Annotated in this window: 10 protein-coding genes; 2 read left to right on the forward strand and 8 right to left on the reverse strand. The window is 48.7% G+C overall.

Features of this window, described 5'->3' with window-relative positions; all coding sequences use genetic code 11:
* On the forward strand, nucleotides 1–294 hold a 294-nt coding region (locus ACTO17_RS14090), incomplete at its 5' end, for a hypothetical protein (protein ID WP_482558373.1).
* 159 nt (nucleotides 295–453) lie between these two features.
* Here ACTO17_RS14090 and ACTO17_RS14095 read toward each other — a convergent pair.
* Complete coding sequence (locus ACTO17_RS14095) at nucleotides 454–1887, reverse strand: phosphoglucomutase/phosphomannomutase family protein (protein WP_482558374.1); 1434 nt, start codon at nucleotides 1885–1887, stop codon at nucleotides 454–456.
* A 76-nt stretch (nucleotides 1888–1963) separates the two neighbouring features.
* Entirely contained in the window at nucleotides 1964–4363 is a 2400-nt protein-coding gene (locus ACTO17_RS14100; RefSeq protein WP_482558375.1) for a glycoside hydrolase family 94 protein, read from the reverse strand.
* A gap of 178 nt (nucleotides 4364–4541) precedes the next feature.
* Between ACTO17_RS14100 and ACTO17_RS14105 the strand changes: the two genes are divergently transcribed.
* Complete coding sequence (locus tag ACTO17_RS14105; RefSeq protein ID WP_482558376.1) at nucleotides 4542–5411, forward strand: CPBP family intramembrane glutamic endopeptidase; 870 nt, start codon at nucleotides 4542–4544, stop codon at nucleotides 5409–5411.
* A gap of 133 nt (nucleotides 5412–5544) precedes the next feature.
* Here the strand turns inward: ACTO17_RS14105 and ACTO17_RS14110 are convergent, their stop codons facing one another.
* The 6 genes from ACTO17_RS14110 to ACTO17_RS14135 form a co-directional block, all read right to left on the reverse strand.
* The gene (locus tag ACTO17_RS14110; RefSeq protein WP_482558377.1) at nucleotides 5545–7263 is read right to left on the reverse strand and encodes an AAA family ATPase; all 1719 of its coding nucleotides are present in this window, start codon (nucleotides 7261–7263) and stop codon (nucleotides 5545–5547) included.
* A 66-nt stretch (nucleotides 7264–7329) separates the two neighbouring features.
* Nucleotides 7330–8853 (reverse strand): ribosomal protection-like ABC-F family protein, encoded by a 1524-nt coding sequence (gene abc-f, locus ACTO17_RS14115; RefSeq protein WP_482558378.1) that lies wholly within the window; start codon nucleotides 8851–8853, stop codon nucleotides 7330–7332.
* A 409-nt stretch (nucleotides 8854–9262) separates the two neighbouring features.
* On the reverse strand, nucleotides 9263–9445 hold the full coding sequence (locus ACTO17_RS14120; protein WP_172536206.1) for a hypothetical protein: 183 nt from the start codon (nucleotides 9443–9445) through the stop codon (nucleotides 9263–9265).
* A gap of 171 nt (nucleotides 9446–9616) precedes the next feature.
* The gene (locus tag ACTO17_RS14125) at nucleotides 9617–10978 is read right to left on the reverse strand and encodes an MATE family efflux transporter (RefSeq protein WP_482558379.1); all 1362 of its coding nucleotides are present in this window, start codon (nucleotides 10976–10978) and stop codon (nucleotides 9617–9619) included.
* Nucleotides 10979–10993: 15 nt separating this feature from the next.
* A complete protein-coding gene (ychF, locus tag ACTO17_RS14130; RefSeq protein WP_172536208.1) occupies nucleotides 10994–12091 on the reverse strand; it encodes a redox-regulated ATPase YchF in 1098 nt (365 codons plus the stop codon).
* 70 nt (nucleotides 12092–12161) lie between these two features.
* Nucleotides 12162–12815 carry a thiamine diphosphokinase gene (locus ACTO17_RS14135; protein ID WP_172536209.1) on the reverse strand — a complete coding sequence of 218 codons (654 nt, stop codon included), beginning with the start codon at nucleotides 12813–12815 and terminating at the stop codon, nucleotides 12162–12164.

Genomic DNA, 12815 nt, shown 5'->3' on the forward strand with positions numbered 1-12815 from the left:
GAGACAAAGCCCCCGGCCCCGCTTTTCCTGTGTATCGCAACAAAAACAAATTATTTGCTGCGGGGTGTCTGTTTCGAAGGCGACGGGTGCAGCGATTTTACTTTTCTTGTGTATCGCAACAAAAACAAATTATTTGCTGCGGGCGTCTGTTTTGAAGGCGGCGGGCGCAGCGTTATTCCGGTGTGTGGTATCGCCTATGGTTTTAGCACTACAGCGAATAATCTATATTTCGATACACAGGAACTGCCGGATTGCCCTTTGGCAAAACAAACGGTTTCCGGACGTATTGTGTAGAGGCGAAATCCACTGCTTACGGAGGCTTAGGAAGGAAGGCTTTCCTGACTTCCTTAGCCGCAGTTAGCAGTTAGTTCGCCGAAACGCTGCCCGGTTTGTGTGCCAAAGGGCAATCCGGCAGTTCCGTCCGTATCCAAATACCAAACCTTCGCTGTAACCCTAAAGCGTATTTGAAAAATGCTCCAAAGACAGAAAGTGTTCGTAAATGCTGCAGATTTCTGCGGCGTCTTTTTGTCTGGGCATTTCACAGAAAATACGCAGAAGGGGTTCTGTGCCGGAGAAGCGGGCAATGACCCAGCCGCCGTTTTTGAAGTACACTTTGCTGCCGTCCAGGTAGGAAATACGGTCGATTTCTTCGGTAAGCTCCGGAAGCAGTTTATCTTCCATCAGAATCTTGTACATCTCTGCTTTCTTTTCTTTTGTAAACTTATAATCCCGTTCTTCCATATGGATTTCTCCGCATTCTCTGCGGATATCTTCCATAATGCCGGAAAGTTTCTTGCCGGTTACGGCAATCATTTCCACCAGAAGGGCCGCTGCGTAGATGCCGTCTTTTCCGTTGATATGTCCGCGTACTGTAAGGCCGCCGGAGGACTCTCCGCCGATAATGGCCCCTGTCTCGTTCATCTTGGCTGAGATGTGCTTAAAGCCTACCGGAACTTCGTAGCAGCTTTCTCCAAACTGGGCCGCCACTTTATCCAGCATATGGGTAGTGGCAATATTTCTTACCACCGGCCCGCTCCAACCCTTGAATTTTACCAGATAATAGTAGAGCAGCACCAGAATATCATTGGGATGAAGGAAATTGCCCTGATCGTCAATGACGCCGATCCGGTCTGCATCTCCGTCGGTGGCAATTCCGATATCAAACCGTTTCTCCACCACATAATTCTGCAGAGAATGCAGCGTAGCCGCCGAAGGAGCCGGCAGTTTCCCGCCGAACAGCGTATCATGCCTGTCATGGATGGTGGCCACCTCACAGCGGGCCGTCATCAGAATCATTTTCAGGGAAGTCTCGCTGACGCCGTACATGGGATCTAACGCCACCTTTAAGCCTGCTTCCCGGATTGCCTGCATATCCACTGACGCAATGATATTGTCCAGATATTCATTCAGCGGATAAATCTCTTCAATCCAACCCTCTTTTTTGCCGGCGTCATATTCCACTTCGCTCACTTCTCCCGGGCCGATATCCCGGATATAATCTTCCAGGTCTTTGGTCTGAACCTCGTCTGCGTCTCTGCCGCCTGCGGTAAACACTTTAATTCCGTTGTAAATGGCCGGATTATGGCTGGCTGTAATCATCATTCCGTAGGGAAATTCATGCTTCATCACATAGAACATCACCAGCGGCGTAGGCGAAGATTTGTTAATCAGGTATACTTTGATATGGGCCGCTGCAAATACCATTGCCGCCCACTGCATGGCTTCCTTGGACAGAAATCTTCTGTCGTACCCCATGACAATGCCCCGGTCTGTGACCCCTTCGTTCTGCATTTTATTGACCATTCCCTGCGCCAGTAACTGTATGTTTTCTTTCGTAAATTCATCTCCGATTACGGCTCTCCAACCGCCAGTTCCAAATTTTACCATAATGTACCCTCTTTTCTGAAATGCCGAGCGTCTCCTGTTCTCACAGATTCCAACTGCCCGGACATTTCTGTTTTGCTTACTGTTTCCCCATAGTTACTTCTACTGTATGTACGGTTCCCGGCTCCAAAACAGGGATGTGTTCTGTAACTTTGCCGTCTAAGCGAAGCTCTCTGACTCCTTTTTCTATGCTTTCGGGATTCTTCACGCAGATTCGGTACTCTGCCCCTCTCCATCTGCGCACAAGGGAAAATTCCTTCCAGCTGGCCGGAATGCAGGGATCGATCACCAGCTCTTTGAATCCGGGCCGGACTCCCAGCATATAACGGGTAGCCGCATAATAAGCCCAGCCGCCGCTGCCGGTCATAAAGGGATGGCGGGCCCGGCCCAGGGCCGTATGATCTTTTCCCATAATAAACTGGCAGTAGGAATACGGCTCCGATTCCCGGATCTCAATCTTGTCATTCTGGAGGCAGGGACAGATGGAATTGTAATATTTCATGGCTCTGCTGCCCCGGCCCAGTATACATTCCGCCGCCCAGGCCCAGGGATTGGGATGGGAGAAAATCGAACCGTTCTCCTTAACTCCCGGATACACCCTGGTGACAAACCCGATCTCGTCGTCCGGCACCGTATAGGAGGGCGCGTTCAGCATAATTCCGTAGGGCGTAAACAGATGCCAGTTCACGCTGTCCATGGCCTGGCGGCCCTTCTCCTCCTCTGCCGCCTGGGACAATACCGCCCAGGCGTTGGATTCCAGATGAATCCGGCCTTCCTGATCCTGAAACGTGCCAATTTTCCTTCCGTCTTTGGTAATCCCGCGGATAAACCACTCCCGATCCCACAGTTTATCGTTGCAGGTGTTACGTACCTTTTTCTGCATCCCGGCATATTGTTCCACGTCTGCGCTGCGTCCCAGATATCCGGCAAGCTCGATGAAATGGCCCAGGGCCCAGTGATGCAGAAAAGACACCATGGCGCTTTCGCCGCCGCCCAGATTCAAACAGTCGTTCCAGTCCGCCCGAAGCCCTTTGCAGATTCCGCTGCTTCCCACCTGCTCTGCGGAAAAATTCAGAATACGCTTCATATGCTCATACACGGTTCCTTCCCCGCCGTCTGCATAAGTAACCACTTCGTCCGCCAGGTCCGCTTCCCCGGTTTCCCTGATATACTCCACAATGGCCGGAATCAGCCACAAAGCATCGTCTGAACAGGCGTCCTCGATTCCATGCACCCGGTCTGCCTCATGGCCTGGAATTACCGTGGGCGATTTGAAAGGTTTTTTCTTTTTCTTCTGCTCCGGGTCAAACCATTCCGGCTGAAACAGGTGCAGGCCGTATCCCTGACTGGTAAGGCCCCGCAGCAGCTCCACGAGCCGCTGTCTGCATTTTTCCGGATTGGAATGGGGAATGGTCATGGCATCCTGAGCGGTATCCCGGTAGCCAAGGCCGGTTCTTCCTCCCACCTCCACAAAGGATGCAAACCGGGAAAACATGATATTCACCTCTGCCTGATAGAGATTCCAAATGTTGATCATGGTATTCATTCCCTCGTTGGGGGTCTGTATCTGAAGCCTCCCGAATTTCTCTTCCCAATATGCCCCAAGCTGCTTATAGCTCTGCTCCACGTTGCTGACATTCCTGTATTTTTCCCGGATTTTCCTGCCCTCGGTCCGATTTCCCTCTCCAAGCATAAAAATCAGCCGCGCTTCTTCTCCCGGCGCCAGAACCAAATCTTTCTGAAGGCTTCCGCAATGGTTATTTCCCAGTTCCCGGGAACTGCCGCACCGCCCCCTTTCCACTGCAATGGGATTGTCCTCAGTCCGATAAGCCCCTAAAAACTTATCCCTGAGGCAATCGTATCCGTCCGGCTGAAAGCTGCCGGTGAAATACTGGTATCCGAACTCTTCGTAAAACAAATCGTGTTCAATGATACCGTCCTCATAGGAGGAGCCGGCGCAGTACAGGCTCATCTGAAAGTTCTGATTGTCAATCATCACATGATGAAAGGAAAATTCCAGATAAGAAAAAACGGAAATCCGCCGCTGCCGATCTGTGGTGTTCTTCAGCTTCACATCCCACAGCTCCACCGGATCTTCCATGGCAACCGACAGCTTCTGGCTGGCCTCGATCCCTTTGTAACTGCACTCATAGACGGAATAGCTCATTCCATGGCGGCATCTGTATTCTGCCAGCTCCAGCGGTTTTCCCACCGGCTGCCAGGAAATACTCCAATAGTCCCCGTCCTCTGCGTCCCGCAGATACACATAATGCCCCGGCCGGTCTGCGGGCACCGCATTGCCCCGAAAACGGGTGATCCGGTGATACTCCGGCGACTGGTAAAACAGATAGCCGCCTGCCGTGTGGTTCACCACGGCGCACAAATCCCCAACCCCCAGATAATTGGTCCAGGAAACCGGCAAATCCACCCTGTCAATTACATACTCTCTCTTTTCATTGTCAAAATGTCCGTATTGCATTTTCTTACCTTCCCCTTTTCCTGAATGATATAGTTATTATAAATCACCGGGAAAAAAAGAGGTATTGTCAGGTATGGCATAATTTGTATTTTATTGCGGGGTGTTTGACTTTTCCCATCTATACTCCTATAATATTTATAATATCAAAATTTCTGCGGAAAAGAAAGGATTTCATATCATGAAACTATTAAAAACCATTGCCCGGATTCTGGTCTGCCTGCTGCCCTTTGTTCTGGCCCTGCTTCTTCAGTTCCTCATATCCTTCGGCGGAATTTTTGCCGGAATCATGCTGTCTGCCTTAAAAGATCCGGGACTTTTAAAAGGAGAAGAACTCTATTCCACCATATACACTCTGGCCTCTGACAGCCAGTTCTTAGCAGGCATCTCGGCTCTTTACGCTGTGCTTGCCGCCCTGCTTCTGGGATTCTGGTACTGGAAGCGGTTTGTCCCCAAGAAACGTCCCCGGAGGCCGGTTTCTTCCATTATCAACCCCTCCATGTTTTTCGGACTGGTATTTCTGATGCTTGGCATGCAGTACATAACCACTTATATCGTTATGATCACAGCCGCCGTCAATCCCTCCTGGTATGACATTTATGAAGAATTGTTAAAAAGTATCGGTTTTGGAGATGTAACGCTGCTCCTGGCATTGTACTCTGTCCTGATTGCCCCCGTCAGCGAAGAATTGATTTTCAGGGGCGTTACTTTGAAATATGCCGTAAAATCCATGCCCCTTGCAGCCGCAAATATTTTCCAGGCAGCTCTTTTCGGCATTTTCCACGGCAATGTGGTGCAGGGCGTATATGCCTTTGTGGTGGGATTGTTCTGCGGCTATGTGTGCCTGAAGGGCGGCAGCATTTACCTGTCCATCCTGTTCCATATGATGTTTAATCTCTGGGGCACATTCGCGCCTTCTTTTCTGTCCTATACCGGTGATTCTGTTTTGATTCATACGCTGATCTTTGCCGGGGCAGCCTGCTCTGCGGCTTTCGGAATCTTTTTGTATCAGCGGGGCGCTGCGGGCCGGAAGAAAAAGAGGGTTTCCTAAAGTGAACCATCTGTATTTCAATACACAGGAGCTGCCGAATCCAAATATAAAACATCCGATACTTTTGATGCATTATATTCAGTTATAGCAGAACAAGGGCAGAACACTCTACCTGCTGCTGCCCTTGTTTCATTTACAACTCCTGCCCTATCAGTACCCGTTTCCCCTGAAAAGCAAATCCGTATCTGCGGATGCGGCTTTCCGGGATTCCTTTCTGCACCAGAACTGCAGAATAATTCTTTTCCTTAATCTGCTGTAAGGCAGAAGCTACGGTATCTTCCAGGTCTTTTTCATCATATTCGTCCAGTACCTTAAATTCCAGAATAACGGCATCATCCTCTGCCGGTTTTTTCGGCTCCAATATAACATCGTACCGTCCAAAACCGCTTTCACGGTTAGAAGTAATGAAATACCGCCCGCTTAATTCCACCGCCAGTCCCAGTACAAAACCGTGGTAAAAGCGTTCCGGCTGACTGAATGATCCGTTCCTGCCTGTATCAAAATAACTGAAGGTCTGCAGCGCAACACGGTTCATATAAGTATTCATTGCCCGTACATTTCCTTGCAGCAGCCCTTTGATAAAATCATTGTAATCATGTTCCGCTCTGGCAAACCATCCGCGGATCATGCTGCGGAACATCCGGCGCACCTCCAGATTGGTAAGAGCCAGCTCATACACAGGTTCCCAGTCGGCATTTTCTTCTCCCAAACCATCGGGAATCTCATCCTCAAAATGCAGTACTTTCAAATAACCGCTGGCCAGAAGCAGGCTCCAGATAGCTTCCTCACTGCTGTCCAACTGACTGAATACCATCTGCTCATCGATGGACGTACGCAATGTCCCGCCCCGGATCAGTTCCTCAAATGTTTCTTTCATGCGGGGGCTGCTTTCACGAAGCAGCCTGCTCACCAGGCTGTTGGAACTGGTATTCGCCCAGTAGGCGCTGAACTTTCCTGTGTCCAGGAAATTCAGTATGGACCAGGGATTGTAAATATCACGCTGGCTTCCAAAAATAAAACCGTCGTACCAGAGCTTTATCTGCTCTTTTTTATCCCCCATATTTCGCTGATCCAGGGCAAGAAATACCTCTTTTTCTGTGAATCCGAAGCAAGACGCATATTCCTCAGAAGTGGCAGTGACTACTTTCAGGTTGTTAAGGTCAGAAAACACCGATTCCTTACTTACTCTGGTAATCCCGGTTAATAACGCGCGCTCCAGCCATGGATTCGTCTTAAATGCAGAATTAAACAGCGTGCGGATAAATGAAACCATCTCATTCCAGTATCCGTTGATATATGCTTCCTGCATAGGAGTATCGTACTCATCTAAGAGAATAATCACTTTTTTTCCATACAGGCGGTATAAAAAATCAGAGAGCATCCGCAGCGCCGCCGAGGCAGCGCTGTCCGACATTCCCGCAGTAACTTCCTGATAAAATGCGCGCTCCTTGTCGTTCAGCAAATTCTTTTCCAGTAAAAATTCGTATTTATTATACTGCTCTTCTATCATCCTGCAAAGGCTTTTTCTGGCTTCTGAAAAACAGGTTTCTTTTACTGCAGCAAAAGAAAGGCTGATCACCGGGTAGGTTCCCTGCAGATTCCGGTATGCTTCTGCCTCCCAAATAGAAAGCCCTTCAAAAAGGCCGCCTTTTTGAGCATATTCCAGGGAAAAGAACTGCTCTGTCATGCTCATATTCAATGTTTTTCCAAAACGCCGGGGCCGGGCAATCAGCGTCACTTCATCCTTGCTGTCCCACCATTCCCGGATAAAATCCGTTTTATCCACATAAAAACAATCATTTTCGATTAATTTTGAAAATGACTGTATGCCGATGGCCACATTCTTTGCCATAAGAGCCTCCTTTCCCTGTTTATGTTATACCACTGTCTGAAAAATATCAATATTTTGTCAGCAATTTCAGCCCACCTTAATCACCCTGGTAGCCACCATATCCCGAAACGCCCCATCATGCTCCACAAAAATCATGGCAGGGTCAAATTCCCGGATCAGCTCCTCGATCTGCATTCTGGAATAAATGTCCACAAAGTTCAGCGGCTCATCCCACACATACAGATGGGCCTGTTCACAGAGGCTTCTGGCAAGCAGTACTTTTTTCTTCTGGCCGCCGGAAAAATCGGCCATGTCTTTTTCAAACTGCACCCGTTCAAAATCCATTTTCCGCAAAACCGCCTTAAACAGACGTTCCTCAATGCCGGCTTTCTCTGCAAAATCCGACAGGCTCCCCTTCAGATAAGAAGTGTCCTGGGGCACATAAGAAATCACAAGGCCGGAGCCCACGGTTACTGTCCCGGTATGGCCGATTCTGTCACGGGCCCATGGCCCATCCTGCATGCCGCCGCCAAAGCTTTCCTCCATCAATAATTTCAGCAGGCTGCTCTTGCCGCTGCCGTTTCCTCCCTCTAGGGCAATCCTCTCACCCTTTCGCACCTCAAAGGACAGGGGGCTGCAGATTTCCTTTTCTCCATAACACACCGAAACCTCCGAAAAAGACGCCAGCCGGTCTGTGTGATAGGCCATTGGCGAAAGCTTTAAGCGCTCCGCCGTCTCCATGTTTTTCAAAAGACCGGATTTCTCCTTTATAGCCTGATGCTGCCGGGCTTCGATGACTTTGGACCGCTTCATCATCTTCGCTGATTTATGGCCGATAAATCCCCGATCGGGCCTTAATCCGGAATTTCTGGTTCCCTTTTTGGTTTTTTCCACCTGCTCAGACCATCCGCCGGTGCGTTTTGCGGCGTTTTCCAGACGGCGGATATCTTTTTTCAGACGCTCCTGTTTCTGCAGTTCAAACTCCTGCTGACGGCTGAAATTCTCCATCCAGGAGGAAAAATTTCCGCTCTGCACTTCAATATCCGCCCGGTTCAGGGAAAGAATATGGTCTACACAGCCGTCCAGGAAACGTCTGTCATGGGAAACCAGGATAAATCCCTTTTTCTTTTTCAGATACGCCGCCGCCAACTGCCTGCCCTCTGCGTCCAGATGATTGGTAGGTTCGTCAATCAGCAGAAAATTTCCCTCCCTTAAAAAACATGCGGCCAGCTGGGCTTTGGTCTGTTCCCCTTTAGATAAGGTTTGATAGGGCCTCCACAGAATCTCCTCCGGTACGGAAAGGTAGGATAATTCCCGCACCAATTCCCATTCCTGTGCCTGGGGGCAGATTTCCTGCAAAATTTCCCCGGTCCAACGGCTTTCGTCTTTCACCTCCCTGGGAAAATAATCGAACTGCACCGAGCTTGTGATAGTTCCGCTGTATTCGTATTTTCCCTGTAATAAATTTAAAAATGTTGTTTTTCCTCTTCCGTTTCTTCCCACAAAGCCCAGCTTCCAGTCTGTGTCAATCTGGAAGCTGACATCCTCAAAGATATTATCATAGCTTGCTGGGTAGGAAAATGTTAAGTTTTCCACTTGAATCAATGACATTTACCATTCTCCTTTCTCAGCCTGGCATCTCCTGCCCAGGACTTTTTGAACCATATTTTTACGATAAAAAGCCGCAGGAAAGTCAATTCCTGCGGCTCTATATACGTAAAGATGGGCGCTGGCGCATCAAGAAGAAACATACAAGACACAATATTTTGCAAATAGAACTTACACCATATCTTGCAGCTGTATTTCTGAACGCCACAGTCCCAACCCAATATAGAGTTAGAGAGACTTATCACTTTCCTGCAACAGACGCAGCAATTCCACAGCCGTAAGCTGCCAAATTGTAAGCGTATATTCTGTTATTATCTGCAAGAAACGTGAAACATCTCTCCACCCCTTTCGATTCATTTGCCTGTCAGTGTAACATAAAAATATCAGAAAATCAAGCCATTAATAAAATCTCTCAGATTTTCAGCAATTCTGCCAGCTGCCTGACTTCTTCCACTTTAAGCCCTGCATATTCTGCAATCTTATCCAAAGATAACTCTCCGTCCCTCAGCATCCTGAGAGCAGTTTCTTTCTTCGTCTCTTTCTGTCCCGTATTCAAAATCCTTCGTGCCTCCGGATCTCCTAATGCACCTCTCATAACCTCATTTTACCTCCTGGATTATTTACTCTTCCACCATTAATTTTATTATACACAGAATTACAGGCTGCCGGATTTTTCTCTTTCACAGGCAACCTATCATTCCATTACAATGAAATCAAATTTATGCTCCTATTGTAACAAATAATTTCGAGAGTGTAAAGCATAATTTTACTGCTGTCCGTCATATTCCCTTGTGATATCCTTCAGCCACCGGAAGCTCTTATAGTGACGGTACACCACGGGAATTTTCCAGAATTCATCCAGACACAGGACAAAATACACAGCCATAGGCGGCAATTTCAGCACAAAGGCCGCCAGAATTCCAAGAGGCACGCTGACAAACCACATGTCAATAATATCGCAGATCATACCGAATCTGGAATCTCCGCCTGCCCGGAAAATTCCCGCAATCAGCAATGTATTCATGGCCTGCCCAACCACATAGTAAGAGCTGATCAGCAGCATCATATTCAGATAGCCCTCCGCCCGGGCCGACAGGTGGAAAAAATAAAACACCAACGGACGGATCAGCAGCAGAACTAATCCGGTCAGCGCCCCGATTGTCAATGTCACATAACAGGATCTGCGGGCGTCCCGCTTTGCCAGCTCCAGCTTGCCCTCGCCGATTTCAATGCCCAAAAGCACTGAAGCGCCTGCCCCCAGGGCAAAACAGAGGATAGTGCAGAGGTTACGTACCGTGGAGGCCACTGAGCTTGCCGCCACCACATCTGCATTCAGACGCCCCATAATGGCTGAATACATGGAAAATGCCACCGTCCAGGCACAGTCATTAATTAAGGCAGGAACCGCATATTTTACAAAATCCTGAAACAGCAGCCGGTGGCTTCCAAACATTACTTTCAGGTCGATCCGAAATACTTTTCCCCTGAGGGCGTCTGCAAAACACAAAAGCAGCTCCACGATCCGGGTCGTCACCGTTCCTATGGCAACTCCCAGAACGCCCAGCTTCGGCGCGCCGCCAATTCCGAAAATAAAGACGGCGTTCAACACAATATTCAGCAGAAGAGCCGCCGTGCTGATCAGTGTGCTCAGATGGGCCCGTTCCATACTCCTTAAAACACAGAGATACACCTGAGAAAAGCTCATGCACACATAAGATATGCCGATCACCTGCAGGTAACCGGCGCCAATGGAAATCAACTCCCCGTCGTTGGTATAAATCCGCATCAGCATTTTGGGCGCCGCCACGGCCCCTGTCGCCAGAACCACGGTAATTACAGCCGCAATCTTCGTGGCAATTCCCATCACTGCCTGAATCGAATTGGTGTCTTTTTTCCCCCAGTACTGAGAAGCCAGCATGGTAACTCCGGAGGAAATGCCGAAAAACACCCCGGACAGCAAAAACTGGAACTGATTGGCCAGAGACACTGCCGACAGCTCCGTCTGTCCCACATACCCCAGCATAAATACATCCGCTGAATTCACCGCATTGGTGATAAAATTCTGAATGGTAATCGGTATCACCAAAGACGCCAGAGCCCGGTAAAATCTTCTGCTTTCTGTTTTCATTTTTCTCAATCCTTTTTAAACATTGAACCTAAACAGGATCACATCTCCGTCTTTTACCACGTATTCCTTCCCTTCCAGTCCTACCAGTCCTTTCTCTTTGGCGGCAGAAAGAGAGCCGCAGTCCAGAAGATCCTGATAATTCACAACCTCGGCCCGGATAAATCCCCGTTCAAAATCTGAATGGATCTTTCCCGCCGCCTGAGGCGCTTTCGTGCCTTTTTTGATGGTCCATGCCCTGGTTTCGTCCTCTCCGGAGGTCAGATAGCTGATCAGCCCCAGCAGGCTGTAGCTTGCTTTAATTAATTTTTCCAAACCGGATTCTTTTAAGCCCAGTTCCTCCAGAAACATTGCCTTTTCTTCCTCGTCCAGTTCGGCAATCTCCTGTTCAATCTGCGCGCAGATCACAAAAACCTCACAGCTCTCTTTCTCTGCATTGGCCCGGACCTCTTGTACAAAGGAGTTTCCTGCTCCCTCCTCTGCCAGCTCCTCCTCTTTTACATTGGCCGCATAAATTACAGGCTTTGCCGTCAGCAGATTATAGCCTGAGAACCAAAGCTCCTCATCCTCGTCCTGCAGTTCAAAGGTTTTGGCCAGCTTTCCGTCCTCCAGATGGGCTTTCACCCGCTCCAGAAGCTTCAATTCTCTGGCAAGGGTCTTGTCCATTCTGGCGCCTTTGCTGGTTTTGGCAATCCGCCGTTCCAAAATCTCAATATCTGAAAAGATCAATTCCAGATTAATGGTTTCAATGTCCCGCACCGGATTGATGCTTCCGTCCACATGAACAATATTGCTGTCCTCAAAACAGCGCACCACATGGACAATTGCGTCCACTTCACGGATATTGGACAGAAACTGGTTGCCCAGCCCCTCTCCTTTGCTGGCCCCCTTGACCAGTCCGGCTATATCCACAAATTCAATGACCGCCGGCGTCACCTTCTTAGACTGGTACAAATCTCCCAGTTTCTTCAGCCGTTCATCCGGCACGGTCACGATTCCCACATTGGGATCTATGGTGCAGAAGGGGTAATTGGCTGATTCTGCCCCTGCTTTTGTCAGTGAATTAAACAATGTGCTTTTTCCTACATTGGGTAAACCTACGATTCCTAGCTTCATAGTTCTGTATTCCTCCTTGAAAATGCCGCAAAACAGGCCATTTTCGAAATATAATCAATTTAGTAACTGTTCAGTCTCTGGATTCCACCACCACAAGCGTCCCTTCCTGAAAGGCAATTTCAGCCTGCTCCGCTGCAATCTCATTGCTGACTCCAAGGGAATGACAGCATTTCAGGGTAAAATCCTCCACCTGGTACTTAAAGCCCTTCAGGGTAAGTCCCGTCACCTGGGGCGTAAAAGGAAGCAGCGACACATAGTTCCCATACTGCTCCTCTTTTCGGAGCGCAAGGCCCTGATTTACCATGCGGATTCGGTTGTTGGCGTCTACCATAAGCGCTTCCACTCCGTGTTCCATAGCCATGCCGAGAAGATGGATATTTCCCAATACATGATCCATTCTGGAACCGGTAGCTCCGAGAATATGTATCTTTTTGCAGCCCTGTTCCATGGCAGTGCGGACTGCAAGCTCTGTATCCGTTTCATCTTTTTCCGGCTGAAACTGCAAAATCTTCGGCCTGTCCTTCTCCATTTCCGTAAACTTCTGCAGAATCTCTGGATTCACGGAGTCAAAATCTCCCACAATAAAGTGCGGCGTCATATCCTTCCGGTAGAAAAATCCCATTCCCGCGTCTACGGCAATCGTAATGTCAAAATGATGCTCCTTTATGTAGGAAGCCGCAAATATATCCTCCAGATCTCCGCCAGTGATAATCAATGCCTCCAT

The sequence above is a fragment of the Petralouisia sp. genome (genome assembly GCF_056822245.1).